Source organism: Glutamicibacter uratoxydans (assembly GCF_050753455.1).
GTDB classification, from domain to species: Bacteria; Actinomycetota; Actinomycetes; order Actinomycetales; family Micrococcaceae; genus Glutamicibacter; species Glutamicibacter uratoxydans_A.
The window spans coordinates 773360-796432 of record NZ_CP192736.1 but is presented as its reverse complement, the minus strand read 5'-3'; the positions used below and the strand labels follow the sequence as shown (position 1 = coordinate 796432).

At 58.8% G+C, this 23073-nt stretch carries 17 protein-coding genes; 8 read left to right on the top strand and 9 right to left on the bottom strand.

The genetic code is table 11. The features are described 5' to 3' along the window. Positions 1-29: 29 nt before the first annotated feature. Together ACQQZ8_RS03765 and rsmI are read right to left on the bottom strand one after the other, a co-directional pair. On the bottom strand, positions 30-1514 hold the full coding sequence (locus ACQQZ8_RS03765) for an NAD-dependent succinate-semialdehyde dehydrogenase (protein WP_431711362.1): 1485 nt from the start codon (positions 1512-1514) through the stop codon (positions 30-32). A 134-nt stretch (positions 1515-1648) separates the two neighbouring features. Continuing rightward, complete coding sequence (gene rsmI / locus ACQQZ8_RS03760) at positions 1649-2509, bottom strand: 16S rRNA (cytidine(1402)-2'-O)-methyltransferase (protein ID WP_431711361.1); 861 nt, start codon at positions 2507-2509, stop codon at positions 1649-1651. Positions 2510-2576: 67 nt separating this feature from the next. Between rsmI and ACQQZ8_RS03755 the strand changes: the two genes are divergently transcribed. Together ACQQZ8_RS03755 and ACQQZ8_RS03750 are read left to right on the top strand one after the other, a co-directional pair. Then, the gene (locus tag ACQQZ8_RS03755; RefSeq protein WP_431711360.1) at positions 2577-4187 is read left to right on the top strand and encodes a dolichyl-phosphate-mannose--protein mannosyltransferase; all 1611 of its coding nucleotides are present in this window, start codon (positions 2577-2579) and stop codon (positions 4185-4187) included. 68 nt (positions 4188-4255) lie between these two features. Then, positions 4256-6097, top strand: coding sequence for an AMP-dependent synthetase/ligase (locus ACQQZ8_RS03750; RefSeq protein ID WP_431711359.1), 1842 nt, complete (start codon positions 4256-4258; stop codon positions 6095-6097). Between the two features lie 103 nt (positions 6098-6200). Here the strand turns inward: ACQQZ8_RS03750 and ACQQZ8_RS03745 are convergent, their stop codons facing one another. The 3 genes from ACQQZ8_RS03745 to ACQQZ8_RS03735 all read right to left on the bottom strand — a co-directional run bounded on the left by ACQQZ8_RS03745 (position 6201) and on the right by ACQQZ8_RS03735 (position 9823). Then, positions 6201-7643, bottom strand: coding sequence for a TIGR01906 family membrane protein (locus ACQQZ8_RS03745; protein WP_431711358.1), 1443 nt, complete (start codon positions 7641-7643; stop codon positions 6201-6203). A gap of 199 nt (positions 7644-7842) precedes the next feature. Beyond that, entirely contained in the window at positions 7843-9309 is a 1467-nt protein-coding gene (gene ahcY, locus ACQQZ8_RS03740) for an adenosylhomocysteinase (protein ID WP_431711357.1), read from the bottom strand. 130 nt (positions 9310-9439) lie between these two features. Beyond that, positions 9440-9823, bottom strand: coding sequence for a DUF3499 domain-containing protein (locus ACQQZ8_RS03735; protein ID WP_431711356.1), 384 nt, complete (start codon positions 9821-9823; stop codon positions 9440-9442). A gap of 88 nt (positions 9824-9911) precedes the next feature. Between ACQQZ8_RS03735 and ACQQZ8_RS03730 the strand changes: the two genes are divergently transcribed. After that, the gene (locus ACQQZ8_RS03730) at positions 9912-10376 is read left to right on the top strand and encodes a metallopeptidase family protein (RefSeq protein ID WP_431711355.1); all 465 of its coding nucleotides are present in this window, start codon (positions 9912-9914) and stop codon (positions 10374-10376) included. Between the two features lie 11 nt (positions 10377-10387). Here ACQQZ8_RS03730 and ACQQZ8_RS03725 read toward each other — a convergent pair whose 3' ends face one another. The 3 genes from ACQQZ8_RS03725 to ACQQZ8_RS03715 are packed head-to-tail and all read right to left on the bottom strand — an operon-like array spanning position 10388 to position 16391. Then, entirely contained in the window at positions 10388-12382 is a 1995-nt protein-coding gene (locus ACQQZ8_RS03725) for a DUF5719 family protein (protein WP_431711354.1), read from the bottom strand. Continuing rightward, positions 12382-15843, bottom strand: coding sequence for a glycosyltransferase (locus ACQQZ8_RS03720; RefSeq protein ID WP_431712124.1), 3462 nt, complete (start codon positions 15841-15843; stop codon positions 12382-12384). Before ACQQZ8_RS03720 ends, ACQQZ8_RS03725 begins: the two co-directional genes overlap by 1 nt. Before the next feature lie 26 nt (positions 15844-15869). Beyond that, on the bottom strand, positions 15870-16391 hold the full coding sequence (locus ACQQZ8_RS03715; protein WP_431711353.1) for a WhiB family transcriptional regulator: 522 nt from the start codon (positions 16389-16391) through the stop codon (positions 15870-15872). 286 nt (positions 16392-16677) lie between these two features. On the opposite strand from ACQQZ8_RS03715, the gene ACQQZ8_RS03710 reads away from it, so the two are divergent. Next, positions 16678-17397, top strand: coding sequence for a TIGR03089 family protein (locus tag ACQQZ8_RS03710; protein WP_431711352.1), 720 nt, complete (start codon positions 16678-16680; stop codon positions 17395-17397). Positions 17398-17466: 69 nt separating this feature from the next. Here ACQQZ8_RS03710 and ACQQZ8_RS03705 read toward each other — a convergent pair whose 3' ends face one another. Continuing rightward, entirely contained in the window at positions 17467-18045 is a 579-nt protein-coding gene (locus ACQQZ8_RS03705) for a GtrA family protein (protein WP_431711351.1), read from the bottom strand. A gap of 288 nt (positions 18046-18333) precedes the next feature. On the opposite strand from ACQQZ8_RS03705, the gene ACQQZ8_RS03700 reads away from it, so the two are divergent. The 4 genes from ACQQZ8_RS03700 to manA all read left to right on the top strand — a co-directional run bounded on the left by ACQQZ8_RS03700 (position 18334) and on the right by manA (position 22997). Then, positions 18334-19446: a 5-(carboxyamino)imidazole ribonucleotide synthase gene (locus tag ACQQZ8_RS03700; protein ID WP_431712123.1), complete on the top strand. Its 1113-nt coding sequence runs from the start codon at positions 18334-18336 to the stop codon at positions 19444-19446. A 59-nt stretch (positions 19447-19505) separates the two neighbouring features. Continuing rightward, the gene (gene purE / locus ACQQZ8_RS03695) at positions 19506-20036 is read left to right on the top strand and encodes a 5-(carboxyamino)imidazole ribonucleotide mutase (protein ID WP_431711350.1); all 531 of its coding nucleotides are present in this window, start codon (positions 19506-19508) and stop codon (positions 20034-20036) included. Between the two features lie 27 nt (positions 20037-20063). After that, positions 20064-21707: an LCP family protein gene (locus tag ACQQZ8_RS03690; RefSeq protein ID WP_431711349.1), complete on the top strand. Its 1644-nt coding sequence runs from the start codon at positions 20064-20066 to the stop codon at positions 21705-21707. A gap of 72 nt (positions 21708-21779) precedes the next feature. Then, complete coding sequence (gene manA, locus ACQQZ8_RS03685) at positions 21780-22997, top strand: mannose-6-phosphate isomerase, class I (RefSeq protein ID WP_431711348.1); 1218 nt, start codon at positions 21780-21782, stop codon at positions 22995-22997. The last annotated feature ends 76 nt before the right edge of the window (positions 22998-23073 follow it).

Below are 23073 nucleotides of genomic sequence, written 5' to 3'. Positions count from 1 at the left end.
GTGATCGGGAGGTTTTGCGAAAGTGGTGCCTACTTCGCAGCGTAAGGGTCGGCGATGCCGATGTACTGCACGGTGGTGTACTCCTCAAGGCCTTCCGCGCCGCCCTCGCGACCCAGACCGGACTGCTTCACCCCACCAAATGGAGCCGCAGCATTAGAGATCACCCCGGCGTTGAAGCCCACCAGACCGAATTCAATCTGCTCCGATACCCGGAACATGCGGTTGAAGTCCTTGGTGTAAATGTACGAAGCCAGTCCGTATTCGGTAGAATTGGCCAGCTCAATGGCATGAGCTTCATCCCGGAACGAAGTCACCGGAGCCACCGGGCCAAAGATCTCTTGGCTCAAGATGGTCGCACCGTTAGCCACATTGCCGAGTACGGTTGGCTGGTAGAAGTACCCCGGCCCATCAATCGGTGCACCGCCGACCACGGCCGTTGCGCCTTCGGCCACCGCTGCCTCAACCAGTGCATGTACCTCATCGCGAGCTTTTTCTTCAACCAGCGGACCGACGGTGGAGTCAGACTCGGTACCACGACCTGGCTTCAGTTCCTTCATCGCGGCAGCGAACTTGGCGGTGAATTCCTCGGCGACCGATTCGTGCACCAAGAAGCGATTGGCCGCGGTGCAGGCCTCACCCATATTGCGCATCTTGGCAGCCATGGCACCCTCGACCGCAGCATCCAAGTCGGCATCTTCAAAGACGATGAATGGGGCGTTGCCACCGAGCTCCATCGAGGTACGCAGCACCTTATCTGCCGCATCCTTCATCAGCTGCTTACCAACCGGAGTGGAGCCGGTGAAAGACACCTTGCGAAGACGATCGTCTGCCATCAGCGGACCGGAGATCTTCGAGGCCGATGACCCGGAGACCACGTTCAGCACACCTGCTGGCAGGCCAGCTTCCATCATGGTGGCGGCGAACAGCTGACTGGTCAGCGGGGTGAGCTTAGCTGGCTTGAGTACCATGGTGCAGCCTGCAGCAATAGCTGGGCCGACCTTACGGGTGGCCATCGCCAGTGGGAAGTTCCACGGGGTGATGAGCAAGCACGGGCCAACTGGCTTGTGCTGGACGAGGACCTTGTTCTTGCCCTCCGGGGTGGTCACGTAACGGCCGTAGTGGCGCACGGTTTCTTCGGAGAACCAACGCAAGAACTCTGCACCATAGGTCACTTCGCCGTAGGCCTCGGCCAGTGGCTTACCCATTTCTAGGCTCATCAGTAGCGCAAAGTCATCCTTGCGCTCGGTCACCAGGTCAAAAGCACGGCGTAGGATCTCAGCGCGCTCGCGTGGCGCGGTCAAAGCCCACTTGGACTGTACGGCATCGGCCGCATCCAAGGCGGCTAACGCGTCTTCAGAAGTGGCGCTGGCCAAAGTGAGTAGCTTGTTACCGGTGGCTGGATCGAGTACATCGAAGGTGCCACCATCCGAGGACTCCCGCCATTCGCCATTAATTAACAGGCCTGTCGGGACCTTGGCTAGCAGCTCCGCTTCGCGTTCGGCGGTAATGCTCATACTGGCTACTCCTGTACTCGTTGTAGAACACTTTGTCTGTGTTCAACGCTAATAGCGCGCAAACCGTGGTGTAAAGCACGCACTGCACGAATAATATACGATCCTATTGTGCAAATAGCCTAAGGGGTAAACCCTTAGTTTTCACCATTTTGACGTTGTGCTAAGACTGCTTCGTAGAGCTCACGCTTCTTCAGCCCCTGTTTTTGTGCCACCTGCGCTACGGCTTCCTTTAAACGTATTCCGGCGGCCACCGATTCTTCGACCTGACCTACGTGGTCTTCGGGCTGCGCATCGTTCACTTCATCCGTACCGGCAACCACCACTGCGATTTCACCACGCACGCCAGCAGCCGCCCAGTCGAGCACTTCCGCTACGGGTCCGCGTTTAACCTCTTCGAACTTCTTGGTCAGCTCCCGCGCCACCGCGACTTGACGTTCACCACCAAACACCTCGGCCACCGAGGTGAGGAATGCGGCCAAACGATGCGGAGATTCAAAGAAGACCATGGTGCGCTCCTCGCTCACCAACGATTCCAACCGTCTGCGGCGTTCCCCCGCCTTGCGGGGCAGGAAGCCTTCGAAGGTGAAACGTCCGGTAGGCAAGCCCGAAAGCGCCAAGGCGGTCAGTACCGCCGAAGGTCCGGGTACTGCCGTCACGAGCAAACCGGCAGCAAGCGCCGCTTCCACTAAGGGGAATCCAGGGTCGGAGACCGCTGGCATTCCGGCATCGGAGACAACCAGTACCGTAGCACCACCACGCACCGCGTCGAGCACCTCGGAAATCTTGTGTTGCTCATTGTGTTCGTGCAGACTCATCACTCGTCCCGTGGGACGAACCCCCAAGGCTTGAGCTAGGTGGTGGAAGTTGCGTGTATCCTCGGCGGCTACCAAATCCGCGCTGGCCATAATCTCGCGTAATCGAGGGGAAGCATCAGAGAGATTGCCAATGGGAGTCGCGCCGAGGACGATTTGCCCGGTATTTTCTGTGTTCTGCACAGTCTTTAGCCTACGCCAGGTGTGTATCTCGCGAGATTCCTTTTATCCACCGGTAGCATTTAGAGCGATGAGCCAACGTGTTTCCACTCCCCCATCCGCCACTGCGGTCATTTCTCCGTACCAGGCGTTCAGTGCCGCTGCCTTGCGTGCCCGGTTATTGCCGAACCTGACGTTGACCGGGAAGTTACTGTGGATTGTGCCGCTGGTGGTGACCGTATTAGGTGGCCTGCTGCGTTTTATCAACCTCAGCCACCCCCACATGCTGATCTTTGATGAGACCTACTACGTCAAGGACGCCTACGCGTTATTGCATTACGGGCACGAAATGGAGTGGGTGGAAGATAGCAACGAACAATTCATTGCTGGTAACCCGCAGCTGGAAGGCGGCCCCTCCTACGTTGTGCACCCCCCGCTGGGTAAATGGCTGATCGCCGGGGGCATGCTGCTCTTCGGCGAATTCAATGGTTTCGGCTGGCGTTTTGCCACGGCACTCTTTGGCACGCTGGCGGTATTGCTGGTTACCTTGTGCGCCCAACGGCTGTTTAACTCGCACGCCTTAGCGGCCATCGCCGGGCTACTCTTGGCCATTGACGGTCACTCGATTGTCATGTCACGCACCGCGTTGCTCGACATTTTCTTGATGTTCTTTGTCCTAGCAGCCTTCTATGCGCTGCTCCTAGATCGCACCGATGGTCGCCGCCGCCTGATCAAGAAACTCGCGGTGCCACCGGGAAACCGCCTCGATTACTGGGCGTTGCGCTACGGACCGGTGGTCTGGTTCCGCCCTTGGCGCTTGGTGGCGGCACTCCTACTCGGCGCAGCGGTGGGCGTGAAGTGGTCGGCCCTTTCCTTCGTCGCGGTCTTTGGCATTATGACCGTGTTATGGGATATGTCGGCCCGACGTACCGCAGGGATCCGCAACTGGGTGATCTCCGGACTCTGGCGCGATGGCATCATCGCATTTTTGACCATCATTCCGCTGATGGCGCTGACCTACCTAGCCACCTGGGTCCGCTGGTTGGCCGGCAGTGAAGGACGCTACCGCAACTGGGCCGCAGAGAATCCCGGCGAAGGAGTACTTTGGCTGCCTGAAGCCTTGCGTTCACTGTGGCAGTACCATAACTCCGCCTATGGCTTTCATACCGGACTGGACTCCCCACACAGTTGGCAATCACCCCCGTGGACCTGGGTTTTTGCCGGACGTCCGGTGCTGTTCTATTTCGAAGGCTATGACGAGGGAGTCAACGGGTGCACGGTTTCCCGTTGCACCGAAGTCATCACCGATCTGCCTAACCCGGTGATGTGGTGGGCCGCGGCACTGTCAATGTTCTTATTGGTCTTTTGGTGGATCGGTGCCCGTGACTGGCGGGCCGGTGCCATCCTCTCTGCCGTGGCCGCAGGCTTCCTCCCGTGGTTGCTATACCCCGAACGGACGATGTTCTTCTTCTACACGCTGCCGCTGACCCCGTTCATGATGCTGGCGTTGACCTTTGTCATTGGCAAGTTCATTCCCCGGGCAAGACAACGACCACGGGCCTATCAGCGACGGATCATTTTGGTGGCGCTGTTCTTGGCCCTCCTACTGCTCACCTCGGCCTTTTTCTGGCCCATCTGGAGCGGAGAGCAAATCCCGGACACGGCTTGGCGCTCTCGAGTATGGATTCCGAGCTGGAGCTAATAAATTATATTACCGTTGAGTAATTAGTGTTTGAGGTCGGGCGCTGCGCCGGCGAGGAGAAATAGCAAATGTTTGAACAGACCGTCGAGATGCTCCATGATCTGAAAACCGACTACAACACTACCGATCTACTACTCGAACGCGTCAAAACCGCGGGGGCTAAACCCCTTTTCTCGGTTCAGCGTCAAAACCAGTGGCACGATATTAGTGCCGATGATTTCCTTGTCGATGTGAAACGGCTAGCCACCACGCTACTAGCCAATGGGGTCACTCCCGGTTCGAAGGTGGCGATCGTTTCGCGAACCAGATATGAATGGTCCTTGGTGGAGGAAGCGATCTGGTTCGTCGGTGGTATCACCGTACCCATTTATGAGACCAGTAGCGCTTTCCAGATTGAATGGATTCTACGGGATTCTGGGGCGCGCATCGTTTTTGCCGAAAATGCCGATCAGCAGACGGTCATCCGTCAGGCCGCGGCGCAGTTGGCCGAGCCGGTGGAGATCTATCTTTTTGATGGCCCGCGACCGGACACCGAACAGAATATCCCCTCCCGCAAGCTCACCGAATTACTCGCCCATCCCGACACAGTTAATGACCGGCTGCTAACTGAGGCACGGCGTAGCGCCGGACTGCATGATGTGGCCACCTTGGTCTACACGTCGGGCACTACGGGCCGGCCCAAGGGTTGCATGATCACTCATGCGAATTTCTGCCTCGTCGCCCATAACCTGGCCGCACACATGACCACCGTGTTGGGGAATGAACAACGCACCCTCATGTTCTTACCCTTGGCCCACGTACTGGCCCGAGCAGTCCAACAGGTCTGCATCCATGGTGGAGCAATTCTGGCGCATTCGGCCAGCACCGCAACCTTGGTCGAAGATCTGGCCGCGGTCAAGCCCGGGTTCCTTTTAGCTGTCCCCCGAGTCTTCGAAAAGATCCGCAATACTGCGCTGGCCAAGGCCGAGCAGAGCGGAAAGGCTGAGTTATTCCTCAAGGCGGAGAAGGTGGCGATCGCCTATTCTCGGGCGTTGCAGGCCAAACAACACGGCACAGGCAAGGGTCCTTCGCTAGCCTTACATACCAAACATAAGCTCTTTGATATCTTGCTTTACCCCAAGCTGCGGGCCGTTTTCGGCGGTAACTGCCGGTATGCGATCTCCGGAGCCAGTGCCCTGAACGAGGATCTGGCGCATTTCTTCCGCGGTGCCGGCGTGCAGCTCGTCGAGGGGTACGGACTGACCGAAACCACGGCACCCGCGACGGTAAATCAAGCCGAACATACTAAGGTCGGCACCGTGGGGCGTCCGATGCCGGGGACGAGTATTCGTATCTCAGACGACGGTGAGATCCTGATTAAAGGCATCGGTGTCTTCGCCGGGTACCACAATAACGTCCAGGCGACCGCGGAGGCGTTCGACGAGTCCGGATATTTCCGTTCCGGTGACACCGGCGAATTGGATGCCGCTGGTTTCCTGAAGGTGACCGGCCGGAAGAAGGAACTCATTGTCACTGCCGGAGGGAAAAATGTGGCTCCGGGGCCGATGGAGGAAACGGTACGTTCCGGACGTCTGGTGGCGCACGCGATGCTCATCGGCGATAACAGGCCCTTCGTCTCGGCTCTGGTTGCGCTGGATCCCGAGGAGCTAGCGCTCTGGGCCCGAAACCGTGACTTGGGGGATCTACCGTTAGCTCGGGCCGCGCAACTGCCCGAGGTCATCGCCGAGGTCCAACAGTTGGTGGACGCGGCGAATCGCACCGTGTCACAGGCTGAGTCCATCCGAAAGTTTAAGATCATTCCCGAAGAGCTCACCGAAGCCTCCGGGCATCTCACCAGTTCGTTTAAGCTCAAACGCCAGACGGTGCTGGACAGTTACCCGGAACTCATCGAAGAGCTCTACCGAAGCTAGAGATCAGCTCGCAGGTCCCTCTGCGGTCCGGCCAAAATGGCTCCTCCATTCGTACTCTATGTAGTTCCGTGGAGTACAAACGGAGGAGCCAACAGGTAATCGATTAGCTGTTGCCCAGCCCAAAAACGCGGGCATCTTGACGCAAACGCGATGCCTCGCGGCGGCGCCCCGTTGGCCAGCAAGAAATCAGCACCACAACCAAGGTAATGAGTACCAGTGCTGCCACGGCGATCGCCGAATCGATCCAGAACTGTTCGGGGTAAAGCCGGATCAGCGTGTCGCTAACCGAGAAAGTCCAAGTACCATCCGTGAAGAACAGCTGGTGGAAAGCGGTGAAGAAGCTCTGCCACCCCAGAATCGCAGAAACCGCCAGCGCGAGAATCAGTCCCAAAGTCACCAGTGCTCCGGCGAAGAGTCCGCGCCGCACCCCGCCAGCATAGCGACGTGCCAAGTAGGCCAGCAGAATAATGGCCAATACCGCGAGGATCGCACCGGCAACATAGGTGATACCAATCAGGTTCTTCACATCGACCATATGTTGCACTTCTGCGGCGCTAAAGAGTGCCGCGCCAGAGTCGGTTCGGAGCCCGGAGAGGTACTCGGGTCCGGCGAAGTTGTTCAGGTAGTCCACCCCGTAGCTGGCGAAGGTCAATCGTTCGGGCCAGTCGAAGCCGAAACTGTCGGCCGGGAAGCCGGGCCTGCCGTAGGCAAGGGCGAGAAACCCGGGGGTTGCCACTAAACGGACGGCGGCGATCAGTGCCAGCACCGGGAAGATCACAGCCAGCAGCACCTGAGCGGTGCGAGCCAGCGGCGGTTTAGAACTCAATGCCCGTTCGCGAGCCACCCGGCGCTTGACCGCGGCTTCAGAGCTTTCCGGCTCGGGGGTGTAGCTACCAAATACCCGGTTGCGGGCCTCGGCTACCGCTGCCGCGGAAGCAGAGTTCTGCTTCTCGGCGGTGGGCGCAGCTACAGTAACCGGTGGGACCACGGCTTGTTGTTGTGCGGGTTCGGTGCTGGTGGCCGGCTTGGCGACCACTGGTTTGTTCACCACTGGTTTGGCTTGGGCAGCTGGTTTGGCTTCGGCAACTGATTTGCCTGCGCTTGCTGGTTTTCCTGCGCTTGCTGGTTTGGCCGCGCTGCTCTGCTCCGGCTGAATTTCGTGTGGCAATTTAATGGCACGGATCACATCTTCGACCGGTTCGGTTGGCGTCTCGGCTCGGCGCACTGGTTTGCTGGCAGCGGCGGGACTCGCTGGTGTCTTGGCGGCCGGTGTGGGCTTCGTCGTCTGCGTTACCGCGGCAGTCTGAGGCTGTGCGCTCGGCCCGGAGCTCGGTGCGGCGGAGTTCGCATCATGGTTCCTCGCCGCGTCAGCTGCCGGAGTACTATCGCTGGGTCGAGGTTGCTGCTTTTTGTGCTCTTCTAGCCGGGCCGCAAGCTTTTCGGCTTTCTCGCTCAGTGAAGCCTTTTCGGCAGCGGTGGGAGTCGTGGGTTTAGCTTGAGCGGCCGCGCCGTCATTCGCTTTTTTGTTCTCTGGCGTTTGTGCCATGAGATAGCCTCCCGGGTGAGCGCGATAAGTGATGATTCAGTGCCAGTAACAGCGCAGACTGTTAATAAAGTCAGCTTATCCAGTGACCAGCGCAGTTTCTCGGATTACCACACCTCGCACCGGCTGCGACCTAGTTAAGTCAGTCAGCCGCCGGTGATCCACATACGGATATCCGGCGGCTGGCTGGTTCGTCGATAATTTAGTAGCGGTAGGTGTCCGGCTTGTACGGGCCGTGCACATTCACGCCAAGGTACTCGGCTTGCGCCTCGGTGAGCGTTGTCAGTTCAACTCCGAGCGCACCAAGGTGCAGTCGCGCCACCTTCTCGTCCAGGGCCTTGGGCAGGACGTAAACCTGTTTCTGGTATTCCCCGGTCTGGGCCTTGGTGAATAGCTCGATCTGCGCCATCACCTGGTTGGTGAAGGAATTAGACATCACGAACGACGGATGCCCCGTCGCATTGCCCAGATTCAGCAAACGTCCTTCAGATAGGACGATGATGGAACGCTCAGCGTCGCTGCCAGCATCCAGCACCCACTCGTGCACCTGGGGTTTGATCTCAATTTTCTGTACCCCGGGCACCGCGGCTAGCTCGGCCATTTGGATTTCGTTATCAAAGTGGCCCACGTTCCCCACGATGGCCTTATCCTTCATCGCGAGCATGTGTTCGAGGCGAATGATGTCCTTGCCGCCGGTGGTGGTAATAAAAATATCGCCCTGCGCCACGACGGATTCCAAGCGAGCCACCTGGTAACCATCCATAGCGGCCTGCAATGCACAAATTGGGTCAATTTCGGTCACGATGACGCGCGCGCCCTGCCCACGCAGAGCTTCCGCGGCTCCCTTACCCACATCACCGTAACCACAAACCACGGCAACCTTGCCGCCGATGAGCACATCGGTAGCTCGCATGATGCCGTCGGGCAGGGAGTGGCGGATACCGTACTTGTTATCGAACTTGGATTTGGTGACCGCATCATTGACATTGATGGCCGGGAAGAGCAGTTCCCCGCGTTCGGCCAGCTGGTTTAGGCGCAGCACACCGGTGGTGGTTTCTTCCGAAACACCCTGAATCTGGCTGGCAATGCGAGTAAATTTATCCGGGCTCTTACTTAGCGCCTCACGCAACACCGAGAGAATGATCCCGTGCTCGTGGTTCTCTGCTGCCTCCGGTCCAGGGACCTGACCGGCGGCTTCGTATTCCACCCCCAGGTGCAGGAGTAAGGTCGCATCCCCACCATCATCCAGAATGAGGTTCGGGCCTAGTTCCGGATTCTCAGCGGCACCTGGCCAGGTAAGAATTTGTTCGGCGGTCCACCAGTACTCTTCCAGCGTTTCATTCTTCCACGCGAAGACGGGTACACCGGCTGGCTCCTCGGCGGTACCAGAACCAACGACGACGGCGGCTGCGGCTTCATCCTGAGTGGAGAAAATATTGCAGCTCGCCCAGCGAACCTGAGCACCGAGCGCCACGAGTGTTTCGATCAACACCGCGGTCTGCACCGTCATATGCAGCGAACCGGCAATCCGAGCTCCGGCCAGTGGCTTGGATTCACCGAACTCGGCGCGCAGGGACATCAGCCCGGGCATTTCCTGCTCAGCCAAACGTATCTGGTGGCGTCCTTCCTCGTGGCGGGTGATGTCGGCGATCTTGTAGTCAATACTCATGGGTTTCCAGACTTTCGCGGCTAGCGGTCGGCAGAAAAAATAAGGCGCGGTCCGCTGGGTCGTTTCTCGGCAGCGGTTCTGTGTTGAATGCTAACCAACCCGAGGGGTCGGCGAATAATCAGGTGACGAATTATCGCCCGGAAGGTTCATCATCCTGAGGCAGCACGGCAAGGCGCGGCCGCGCGTCTAATCTTGGGCCCTTGCTGGTGCGTTGCTGGGCAGGTGGTTCCGGCTGGTTCTCTGGCTGTTCCTTCACGGCATGGGCCAAAGCGTACAGCTCGTCCGGTGAGTCGGCCGCCGCATCGAGAACCTCTGGCAACTGCACACGCATCAGATTCCAGCCGCTCGGCACGGTCAAACGGTCCGCATGCCGGGCACAAAGGTCGTAGCAGTGCGGCTCGGGGTAGGTTGCCAGCGGACCAAGCACTGCGGTGGAATCCGCATACACGTAGGTCAGCGTGGCTCGGGCCGATTCGCGGCACGCAGGGCGAGAGCATAATCGAAGGGCTTGCACGTGCCTAAGTCTACTCGTGAGCACGCCGCAAATCCGGGAACGACCGGCGGCACCTGCGACGCGCCAGATTCCTTGTATGCTTTCGAACATGGAGCAGCGTTCAGATGGTATCTTTCCACGATCCAGCCCAGCTCGGCGACGCCGGCACGGCCGCTCCCGCCGCGGGCCGTTGGTGCCCATGCATCTGCCCGGGTTCCGTAACCGCCCCGAACGCTTTGATGACGCGGTGGTCGCCAGCGCGCAACGACTCAGCGAGCGTTGGGGCACCCGCTTGGAGAGCATCGATTTTCAGATTCTGCCAGTACCAGAAACTAAGCTTCTGGATCAGGCGCAAGCCGCCGGAGACCGGGTCCCGCTGGCATCCTCCCGCTCGGCCGGCGCGCGCCGACCGGCTCAGGTCACGATCTACCGGCTACCTATCGAGCAGATCGCCGAATCGTACCCGGAGCTGGTAGACATCGTGCACCAATGCATTGTGCATGAGGTGGCGCAGCTGTGGATGATCTCGATGCAAGAGGTTGACCCGGAGTATTTCCCGGATGATCCACACTAACCCGGCGCACTTTAGCCGACGACGTTAACCACAATGCCGTCCCGGCTTGCGGTGGCCGGTGGCATTGGTGCCCAGCTGACCGACCGGTCCGCACCTAGCAGGCTCTGCCCAAGGTAGGCGTTGGAATCCCCCTGGAAGAGCACGGCAGCGGCATCCTCGGAAATATCACGCGGGTTGAAGGTCCGCGATGTCCCGGCAGGGATGTCAAGGGTCTGCGTATCGGCCATACTCCCATCGGCGGAAATCACGATCGCGTTCACACTGGCTGCACCTTGCGGGGCTGCCAGACTGAACGTGGCGTTCCCCTGCGCCGCGAGCGGCACCACTTGGTTACCACTGAGCGGACGCGAACTGACCGCCCACGCGGTATCCGAGGAGTCCTCCGGGTTCTGCCCGCGCACCATCCGCACCGCAGCGGTCACCGGGTTATCCGATTCCACCACGATGCTGTAATGCCCCGCAGCGAGGGCGCGCAAATCCACCACACTGGTGGCGTCCGAGGACGCGGCATGGTGGGTTCCCAAATCCACGGCAACCTCACCGTTAGCATTCAACACCTTGATGGTGTAGCCCGCTCCTTCGCTGCCGGTGGCTGAGACATGTAGTTGCGGCACCAGGGATCCTGCCCCATCCCCCGCGGTGAGCTGATCAATATTCGACTTCTCGTCAATCCACACTCCCGGGATGACTTGGGTGGTGGCTGCTGGCGCGTTGGCCGCCACGAAGTCCACTCCCGATGGGGTCAGTCCGCGCAGCGCCGACTGTTGGACGCTGGCGGTGACCTTGCCACCCACCGAACGCACGGTGGCAGCCACGGACTCTTGACCTTGGGCGTAGCCACCGATCACAATAGCCCGGCTCGCCCCGGGCGCGATAACGAGTTCCTGTAACGTCGAGGTGTCGATCAGCCCGTCAGCGCCACGGAGTTCCAGCGAAACCTGCGCGGTCGTCGCGGTCGGGTTTGCCAGCTGCAGCACGGAGGAAGCTCCGGTGGTAGTCTGCAACCCGGTGAAACGCCAAGTGCTTTCGGCCGCTACACAGGTACTGGCCGCCAGTCCGGCTAGATCCCCATCCTGAGCTTGGTAACTTCGCATCCCCGAACCGATGGACGGCAATTCACCCAAAGGTTGGATCCGCAGCACCTGTAAGGGATCGAGGTCTGCACTGTTCTGGACCGCTGCACTTCGCCCGGTCAGGCCCTGATCATCCGAGCCACGTGCTTCGCTGGCCTCGGCGTCATCCAGCCGATCGGTCAACTGTCGAGGTGGGTCCTCTCCCAGCGGCCCCAAACTGGACCCTGGAATGCGTTTAGCCAAGTCGGAAACCACCGCGGTCCGGATGGTGGTAGAAACGTCCTCGGCACCCGGTGCGAACTGTGGGTCGGTACCATCCACACCCCGTAGGAGCTGTGGGACGGCCGGGCAGGTGTAAATGCTATCTCCTGCAGGCAAACTGGTGACCGCGCTGGGCAAAATGGTGTTCTGCACCGTCGGCGCGTAGAGCGAACCAGCAGTCACCGCGGCGGCGCTGAGCACCACGATCAGTGTGCTACCAAGAATTGCACTCTTCTTCCGGCGTGATCCAGTCTGTGCCTCCCGGTGCACCGCGGCGTGCGCCTTATCCAGCTTGGCCCGACGTTTAGCAGCTTTCTTCTGTGTCGGGCCGGCTGCGCTGTCGGCCGCGGTAGCGGTAGCTGCCACAGCTTCACCCGCCGCACTTTCCCTAGCCTTGGCGCGACGCTGAACCTTCTCCCGTTTGGCCCGACGTTTAGTGGCTTTCGCATCGGCCGGTTCAGCGGACTGGGCCGCAGCCGCGGCATTCGTCGAGGTGGATTTGCTCGGCGGGTTCACCGAAGCTTGGTCACCGGGCTCACTCGGTGCCGGAGTTGGTGAGGCATCAGCCGCAGGCTTAGATGCTGCCGCGGGCTCTGCACCGTTGGCCGGTCGCGGCGCCGGAAGCTGCGGTTCAGGCGTATCGGGGTTTGGGTTCTGTGAATCTTCAGCCACTAGTTCTTCTCCTGCTCCCCGGGAGACTCCGACAAACGGTCACTGGCTCGTGGAGTCAGTTGTTCGCGGAGTTCACGGGCACGTTCCCGCGCCTCGCGACGGCTCAACGGGGTCGCAGCCGGCGCTTCTTCACGCTCCGGCGGGTTCTGGTCGGTAACGGTATCGGACTGCTGTTCCGGCTGGACGACGCCGTCCGTCGGGCTCGGTGCCGTGGAGTCAGTGCGGAAACGGTACTCGGTTTGTTGGTATCCGGCGCGGGTGCGAATATTCGGCACGGGAATAGCCAATAAAGCGGTGATGAGCAGCACTAAGATACCGAGAATTAGGATCGGAAGAGCCAGCAACTGCTGATGTTTGACCGACAGCTCACCCCCGGACTGCGGAATTTCAAACCCCTGAGCCCAGCGGTTCTCCCCTTCCAGTGGGTAAGATACCGCACGCAGTGGCTCACCGTTGAGGCTGGCTTTGATCCGATTGTCATAGCCGGTAGCCAATACCAAGGTTCGGGACTGGTCAGCGGCGGGAATCTCGACGGATTGCACGGTGCCACGTTTGGAATCCACAATCTGGATTTGTCCGTCTTGTGATACCAAGCGAGCGAAACCGGTTCCGGCAGGCGTACCTTCGGCATAGTCAACACGCCAGAGCCAACCACTATCGGTTTGCCCGATAGCAGCTAACCCGGTGGCCGAATCCAAGGTACGTACCGTAGCCGATGCCTCGCCTGCCTGATCCAACACCACATATCCCACACCGAGCTCGCGCAGATTCGCCCGCGCATCCACGGCGGACTCAGCCAAGAGCATCGCCACCGCTTCACGTTGCAATGACTGCGCTACCGAAGTCAATTGTCGTTCCGGGGCGAGCAAAGGACCGGTTAGTTGTCCCACCTGCGAAAAACGGCTCAGCGAGTCCAACGTGGTCCCGGATCCCGAGACCAGTTCGGTGTCAAAGCTTCCGCTCGGTAGCGGGCGCAACACCAAGGTTCGCTCCTGCAACGCGCCGCGACCAGCATCGGCTGCCGTGGCGGGGATGGTGCGTTCGGTCGAGGCACGGACTTGTAACTCCGACACCAGGGCCGTCCGCGCAGCTTCGGACTCACCGGACTCTAATTGGGGTGCCACAGCCACGGCCGAGCCCGCTAGCAAGCTCACTGTGGCACAAGCCGAAAGTACCCCGAGTGTCTTGCGCGGAACATTTGCTTGGATACCGGTGTTTAGGTGTTCCCGACGCAAAGCGGCCACGGACTGTGTTGCGGCGGCCAGCAAAGCAAAAACCACGAAGGAGACGAAGGGCCCGGTATAGGCGGTGACCAGCTGTTCCGAATCCAAGCGGACCGGTACGAACCCTATGGCCCAGCTAGCCAACAATCCGAGCAACGCACCGAGCACCATCAACCGCACGTTCGAGCGCAGGTTTCGGTTAGCCACCGCGGCGCTTCCGATGCACCCGATCAGCGCCAAGACCAACAGTGGAGCGCCGACAAGCAACGCCAGCACCAAGGCCCAAGGCCCTTCGGGGAGGAAACCAAATCCGATCGGAGTAGTTAACGCGTCAAAGGCTTCAGGAAAACCCAACACCTGCTGCCACGGAGCGGCAGGGGTAAAGGCCAGCGGCATGCCGGGCTCGGTAAACAACAACCGTGGGTTAGCTACAGCTTCAAGTAATAGCGGTAGGTTCCACAGTAACGCGGGGACCGGGATCCACCACAGAGTCTTGACCCGCCGAATCCGGGTAACCGCCAGGATGTAGAGCAGCACCGTGAGTAGCAGGAAGAACGGGAAAGAACTGGCCGAAATCACGAACATCAGCAAGGCTGCGCAGGCCGAGGCCGTCCACGCCGAGGCGTTGCTCAATGGCGCACGTCCAGGGGTACTTGCGTCGTTGCCCAGTCCGGTTTTCATTGCCCGCAAGACGGCCATGAACAACAGTGGCAACAGCAGGTGAATGATCACGCTACCGGTACGTCCCGAGGCCAGTGCGGCCAACAAGGCCGGCTGCACACCCCAAAAGACGGCTAGCAAGAAACGTAAAGCACGCGAACGAGTCAGCGCGGTCGCCCCAATCCAGGCGAAGAGCGCGGCCAACGGCATGGCTGCGATAAACAAGATGGCGCTAGCCTGATTGGCATGGTCGAAACTGAGTACCGATAAAAGCCAGTACAGCACGTCGCTGTTATCCGGGGCTGCGCTCAACCCGCTACCAGCTGGTTGCCACCAGGAACTCGCATTCCGCCCGATTTCAGCCAGACTGATGGAGAACGGCTTCACGGCACCGCCGGTAAGCGCGTTGGCACCGATCAGCGAACGCCACGCCACGAGGGAAAGTCCGGCGGTAAGCAGGAGGGCTAGCACCAAGGAAAAGACCGCGGTAGTTTTTGGTGGACCGGCGATCCGCACAAAGTCGGAGAAGTTATCCCCACTGGGTTCCGCAGCGGCTTCCACGCCACTACCATCTCCAAAGACCTGTAGCTCCTCGGCTTTCGCCGCAAGATTACGTCGATACTCACGCACCTCGGCGTTGCTGAGCATCATCCGCGAGACTTGTCGACGAGACACGACCCGGGTTCGCTTCGCTTGACGCCGTGAGGCGAGCATCTTCGCGGGGCTGAACAGACCTCGTAGGGTTGCTCCAAAGTGGCTGAAGGCATGACCGGGATCTTTGGCCAGCAGCGAGAGGAAGAAATGTCCGAGTCCTGCCAGCAGAATCCCGAGCCACTTAAACGGCAACACTGCGGCCGGAGTATATTTCAGCCGCAGGTACACCTCTGCGCGGCGGGCTTCACGTGGCCCGGCCAGCGGTTCATGGACATCGGTGTGATGATAGATTTTGGCAGCCGGAACCACCACCACACGGTGCCCGGCCAACCGGTTACGCCAACACAGATCAAGATCATCGCCACGACCGGGTAACGCCGGGTCAAAGCCATCAAGTTCTTCGAAGACATCCCGGCGGATAAACATGCCGGCCGAAGACACTGCAAAATAGTCACTACGTGCGTCGTATTGCCCCTGATCAACTTCGTCGATATCGATCAAGGTGAGTCGTTCGGCTTTGCGATCAGTGCTCAACCCGACGTCAACCAGACGACGTGGGGAGTCAATGTCCAACACCTTGCAACCGGCGATGGTAACCGACTCATTTGCCTCGACCACGGCGGTCAGCGCTTCCAACGCGTCGGGGGCCGGCATCGAATCATCGTGAATGATCCAGAGCCATTCGTCGCGGTCCGCACGAGCATCGGGCAAACTGGCCACGGCCGCCGCCACAGACACCCCGAGGGAATGTTTTTCGGCCTTAATTAACGAGGCATTGGACGGCAAGTTAGCGCTCAGTACTTGAGCCGAGGAATCGGTTGAACTTGCGTCAACTCCGATAAAGCGTTCCACCGGACGGCTCTGATTACGTAAGGCGGCTAAAGTTCGTGGTAAAAAGTCAGCGCCATCGTGCGTAGCAACGATGGCGGTGACATGTACTTGCGGGCGAATTAGATTGCTCGTTTCCGTAGGCGGCGGCGTTCGCGCTCCGACAGACCTCCCCAGATCCCGAAGCGCTCATCGTTACTCAACGCGTATTCAAGACATTCAGAGCGTACAACACAGGCGCCGCAAACACGTTTGGCATCGCGGGTGGAGCCACCTTTTTCTGGGAAAAACGCCTCTGGGTCGGTCTGCGCACACAGCGCACGCGACTGCCAACCTAATTCACCTTCATCGACTTCCCCACCGATACCCAGCCAAACGGCTTTGATGCTCTCGCGAACCTCATCGTCTTCGTCAAGCTGTGGTGCCCAAGAACCGGCGCTCTCGTCGGCCACCTCTTGTGGCGCAGCATGCTCACGCAAAAATGCGTCGGCTGCGTTCTCTAAGTCAGCTGCCACCGAAGTCTGCGACGCGGTGTCAGCCTGTGGATCGATAAACCAATCGGACGGAGCGCCCTGGACCCCATATTGGGCGGACGCAACAGCCGATGTCGAATACTCGGAGTACCCCTGCTCCATCTTCGCCATGGTGATGATGTCCCTTTCGCTACACGTCTACTGAATACAAACGTCGGCTAGCGACGCTCATAAGCTGCCACCCATTTAGTCCATCGATTTATCGAATGACCAGCCGGGCCGGCGCACCATCTAATTACAGCCGTGTAACTCGTTCATAGTCAAGCGGGGAGGATATTCTATGGACAGTTCTCGGCAATTTCTGATCACAACACGCCGGGAAAGTTCCGCGCCAAACCGGGCGAGTCGCGACTTCCGCGCTTTCTCGGTGAATTCCCAGTAAATATTTGAGGACGACATGCCGTTTGATACCAATTCGTTACTTTTCGCTGAAAAGCTACTTGCCCCGCGTCGAGACGAGCCAACCCCCTGGCTGGTCTGGCATTCAGCATCCGGAGAACGCATTGAACTCAGCGGTCGGGTGTTTGACAACTGGGTTTCCAAGTCAGCCCATCTACTCAACGAGCTGTTCGATGTGCACCACGGCAGCCAGATCGTGATGGATTTACCCACTCACTGGAAATCCTTAGTAATCTCTCTGGCTGCTTTCCAGAGCGGAGCCTGCGTACTCTCCCCCGGACACCCGCAGGCCGCTACCGCGGATCTCTGGGTCAGCGACAACCCAGCTGGCGATCATATTCCCCCAAGTACTGATGTCCTAGCAGTGGATCTCGCTGCCCTGGCCTTGCAGTTCTCCGGCGACCTAGGCCCGGCCGAAGATTACAACGCTAACGTGCGAACCTTTGCCGACGATTACTTCCCGGAGCCGGTCATCGGAACACAACCTGCGCTGGCTACCGAGCACCGCACCTTGAGCTACACCGAGTTATTCGCTCCGGCCAACTCCGCCCAAGGCACCATCCTAATTTCGGCAGAACTGTCATTGGATGAGGTTCTACGCTTTGCCATCGCCCAGTGGTTCCGGGGTGATGCGCTAGTGCTACTCGGAGCAGAGGTTCAGGTCACTGACCGGTTGCTGAGCGGGGAACGCGTCAGCGCTCGTTACCCTACCCAGTAACATAAGCTAACGGGGCACCCCTCCTACAGAAGGGGTGCCCCGTTAAGTCAGCGTAAGAATTTTGTGCGATTAAACCCGCGGCATACTGTCATTATCCGGATGTCCTGTGCGCGCATCCGCCGAGTCGGTGCCCACCGAGTCGACCAATGGGATTGAACCGGTCGCCAGCACCAGAGCTTTGTCGGTTCGCAATTCTGGGGCGATGTTCTTATCGCCGAAGACCCAGAAACGGTAAGCGAAGAACCGGAAAATGGTTCCAAGGATCAGACCAACCACCGAACCGGCGATAAATACGCTGGTTGTATCGGTCAGCTGCAGAATATACTTCGTAACCCAAACGCAGGCGGCGGCGATACCCAGACCAATGGCGTTCATCACCAAGAACATCACCAGCTCGCGTGCCACGTTAGCTTGGCGACGGTGCCGGAAAGTCCAGTAGCGATTAGCCACCCAGGAGAACATGGTTGCGACAACACCAGCAACAATCTTGGCTTTAACCGGTGAGTCACTCATCGGTCCGGAGAGCATCCACAAGTAAATGGCGGAGTCGACCACGAAGGCAGCGCCACCCACCACCCCGAATTTTGCTACTTCCCGCCATACCAGGGAAACCAGTCCCTGGATCTTGGTACTGATGCGTTGAAACATAATCCTCCAGACCTGCCGTATCCCCGCCCCTTAGCGATTCTGCTTCAGGTAGTCGCTGATTAGCGTCGGGCCACGGTTCAGATCGTAGTTACACTTTGGCCACAGCCGGCCTTGAAATCACCTGTACCGCGGGGTACTGGCAGTTAATAATATCCGTTCTTCCTGATAGTCCGCCGTGTGTCGTGGGCTACTCAGGACTCACAATCGGGTTTCAAGCCATAGTTTCGATACCCTAGAGGGGTGAGCTTCCCAAAAATTGGTGTAATTGGTGGCGGGCAATTGGCCCGCATGATGGCCCCCGAGGCCCTAAACCTCGGATTCGAACTACATGTGCTTGCCGAGGGCGCCGATGTCTCCGCCGCGCGCAGCGTCCCGGATGCCCCCGTAGGCGATTACAAAGACTTAGCGACTTTACGCGAGTTTGCCCGCGGCAAGGACGTCGTCACTTTCGACCATGAACACGTACCCAACGAACATCTGACGACCCTTATTAATGAGGGAGTCAATGTCCAGCCGCGTCCCGAAGCGTTGATTCACGCCCAGGACAAGCTCATTATGCGCCAAGCCATTCAGGAGCTCGGCCTACCCAATCCGGCCTGGGCGAAGGTTGAATCCGTTGCCGAGCTCATCGCCTTCGGTGACCATATTGGTTGGCCGATTGTGCTCAAGACCCCTCGCGGAGGCTATGACGGCAAGGGTGTACGAATTCTGGATAGCGCCGAGCAAGCTACCGAAGCCAGCGATTGGTTCGCCCATGGAGCCCTGCTGGCCGAAGACAAAGTAGATTTCAGCCGTGAACTTTCCGCGTTGGTCGCCCGTACTCCTTCGGGTGAGGTCAAAGCCTGGCCGGTAGTTCACACCATTCAGGTCGATGGTGTTTGCGATGAGGTCATCGCCCCGGCACAACATATTGATCCAACCGTGGCCCAGGCTGCCGCTCAAGCCGCGATCAAGATCGCTACCGAGTTCTCGGTCACCGGTGTCATGGCCGCCGAACTTTTCGAAACTCCCGGAGTCGGGGACGGTTTCGTTATTAATGAGTTGGCGATGCGTCCGCATAACACCGGTCACTGGACGATGAACGGTTCGATCACCAGCCAATTTGAGCAGCATCTGCGTGCCGTACTAGATTTACCGCTGGGTGATACAGCCGCGTTGGGTGTTACCGTGATGAAAAACTATCTCGGCGGTGCCAACCAAGATCTTTTCTCTGCTTTCCAAGCAGCCTTGGCCGCAGCTCCGGAAGTCAAGGTTCATGCCTATGGGAAGTCCGTGCGTCCTGGACGTAAGATCGGCCACGTTAATGTGGTGGCGAACAACGGGCAAACCGTGGATGAACTTCGACAACGAGCAGACCTCGTGGCCGGGTTGATCCGTGACGGGGTCGCTGAAAAAGCATAATCTAGGGCCAATTACGGGTAGTCTTGGCTACTCGTTGGACAACTTCAAGGAAATTCTCGATGACTTCATTAGCACCACTGGTCGGTCTGGTCATGGGTTCCGATTCGGATTGGCCGGTCATGCGTTTAGCTGCCGAGGCCCTGAACGAATTCGGTATCCCCTTCGAAGCCGATGTGGTTTCGGCCCACCGTATGCCCACCGAAATGATTGAGTACGGCAAAAAAGCTCACGAACGTGGCATCCGGGTGATAATTGCTGGTGCCGGAGGTGCCGCGCATCTTCCGGGTATGCTTGCCTCGGTGACGCCGCTGCCGGTCATTGGGGTTCCTGTCCCCTTAGACAAGCTGGATGGAATGGATTCGCTGCTCTCTATCGTGCAGATGCCTGCCGGGGTTCCAGTAGCCACTGTTTCTATTGGTGGGGCACGTAATGCGGGCCTGTTGGCGGTACGCATGCTAGCTTCGGGAACCGATAAGCAGGCTCAATCGTTACAAGATCAACTGCTTCAATTCGCGGATTCGTTACGTGAGTCGGCCTACGCCAAGGGTGCTGCCTTGCGTGCCGAAGTCGCGGGCGAAAATTTCGCCTAAGCCACCGTCGAGGAAAGTCACAACTTTATGGGTTCTCCCAGCCACCGCGCACCGAGCCCGCTGCGCCACCCGGAAAAATTAACCAGTCCGGCGCGTTCCAAGCGCGCCCTCATTCTGGTCTTTTTGTCGATCGTGTTCCCGGGAAGTGCCCAGCTGATCGCTGGCAACCGGAAGCTGGGACGTTTTTTGGTCAGCGTGACCATGTTGTGCTGGCTGGCCATCATCGCCTTAGTGGTCATCTACTTTGTGGATTATTCCATCCTGCTCTCGTGGGCAGGCCACCCAAATTTCCAGTTGTTCCTCATCAGTGTGCTCTCGGTCTTCGCCGTGGGGTGGCTACTGATCTTCTTGAACACCATGGTGATCATCCGACCCAAGTTGTTAGCTCCCGGGATGCGCGGCATTGTGGCGCTGTTTACGGTACTAGCGATAGCCGGCACCAGTGGTATTTTCGTCTACAGCGCCTCACTGCTGAATACCGGACGCGAAACCATCGTTAAGGTCTTTGATGAGGGGCCGGCGTTTGATCCGGTTGAAGGTCGCTACAATATTGCCATCTTCGGCGCGGACTCCGGTTCAAACCGTGATGGTATTCGCACCGACTCAATCGCTTTGCTTTCGGTCGATGCCAAGACCGGCAAGTCAATCATGATTTCGATCCCGCGGAACTTCCAGAACGCACGGTTCCCGTCCGGCACTCCGATGGCCGAAATATTCCCCGAGGGTTATAACTGCGGAAATGAATGCCTTTTCAACGCCATCTACCGCGAGGCCGAGGACAACTATGCGGATCGTTTCCCGGCAACGGTGAAGAACGTCGGCGCCCAAGCCACCATGGATGCCATTTCCGGTAGCACCGGGCTTGAAGTTCAGGGTTATGTGATGGTGGACATGGCCGGCTTTGAATCCTTTGTTAACGCGGTGGGCGGGGTAAAGATCATCTCCGGCGGCTGGGTTCCGTACAACGCGAAAAAGTGGGAAGGCACAAATATCCGGACCCACTGGTTCGCTCCGGGACTGCAACACTTTGACGGCAAACAGGCCCTATGGTTTGCCCGCTCACGCGACTTCACCAGTGATTACCACCGGATTAAGCGCCAGCAGTGCCTGCAGCAGGCACTGATCCAGCAGATCACCCCGCAGAATGTGCTTAGCCGTTTCACCAGCATCATGGATGCCGGTGAGCAGCTGGTGGAAACCGACATCCCGGCCAACCAGTTGGGTTCCTTCGTGTCACTGGCCGAAAAAGCACGCAAGTACCCCTTTGAGCGGTTGACCTTGGGTGCCCCGGACTTCGGTAGCGCCTCAGACCGGTTCTCCACTTACCCCGATTTTGATCTCATCGAGCAACGTATTGATTCGTTGATCGCCAAGCAGAACACCCCGGAAAAGCCGAAAGATACCCAGGGCGAAGAACCTAACCAGCCTGCGCCGAGTGCTTCGGAGTCCGCGGTGGAGAGTTCGCCAACCACTCAAGCCGGCGCGGCGCAGGAAACTGAGACTTCGGCACAGGCTGATGATCGGGCGCTGTCCAACACCGGTGACGAGGTATTCACGCAACCCGATGGCAGCGCGATCGATGAGGACTATCTGGTACGACTGGAACTTATCGGTGCGACCGGTCGAATTAGCGAGATCGCCGCGAACAACGATGAATGTTCGATTCCCTAAAAGTTTTCCCCTCCCTACCCTAAATCCGAACCCCGAACATGTTCCCTCATGATGAAAGGTCAGCAGACGTACATGTTTCACCTGAAGAATGGCATCCGTGCCTACCACTGGGGTTCAACGGATGCGATCACGCAACTGCTCGGCCATAGCGCCGAAATTACTCCGCAGGCCGAGTTGTGGTTGGGCGCCCACCCGGGCAATCCCAGCCAGCACAGCACCACCGGGCAGGGGCTCGATATCCTGATCGAACAGCAACCCGTAAAGTTCTTGGGACAGTGCGTCAGTTCGCGTTTCGGCCAGCTTCCGTTCTTGATGAAGGTGTTGGCTGCCAGTCAGCCGCTGTCTATCCAAGTTCACCCTTCCCTAGTTCAAGCACGAGAAGGGTATCAGCGTGAAGATGCAGCCGAGATCGACCGAGCTGCTGCGCAGCGTAATTACAAGGATGACAATCACAAACCCGAAATGCTCTACGCCTTAGGCGACTTTGTGGCGTTAAGCGGTTTCCGTACCCCGGCGCAGATCTTGGCGGATCTGGCGCAGCTCCGTGACGAGTTATCGGCCCCAGCGCAGCAAACGCATGCCGCGTTGGTGCAGGCCCTTTCCAGTGCGCAGCAGCCCCTCGGGCGCGCGCTGGAACTCGTTTTGACCGGCGGTGAGCCGATACATCAACTCTGCGAGGAATTAGTGAGTTCGATTAACGCACACCCAGCATTGCGGGAGCAGCCACAGCTTGCCGAAGTCGCTTGGGCCGCGCAGTTCTACCCGAAGGACCCGGGCGTGTTGGTGGCCCTGCTAATGAATGTCGTACGACTTCAGGCCGGGGAAGCGATCTCCTTGGGTGCGGGTAAAATTCATGCCTATCTGCGCGGTGTCGGTATCGAAGTCATGGCAAACTCCGATAACGTACTGCGCGGCGGACTGACCAGCAAACACATTGATGTTCCAGAGCTGTTGGCGGTGACCATCACCGAACCTGGGCTCCCCGAACGGTTGACCGCCCACGCTGTGGAACCGGGCAATAAGTTATACACCCCTGATTTTGATGAGTTTCAACTTCAGGTGTTAGAAAGCTCGGCGGAAGCTGAACAGTTGGAGCATCAAGTGCACTGTAGCGGTGGGGCAATCGCGTTGTGCACCGCTGGAAGTTTTGTGCTCATCGGCGATGACGAGCAGTTGCGCATTAGCCGCGGTGAGTCGGTCTTCCTGCCCGCTGCAGGAAACTATCGTGCCCGCGCCACCGCCGCGAAGAGCTCCCTGTTCATCGCCAGCGCATCGGCACAGTGCCACTGAGTCATCCACACGGTTAAAAAAGTTGGGTGCGGGTACTTCCGCTAGGGAAGTTCCCGCACCCACTTGCATGTCAGCT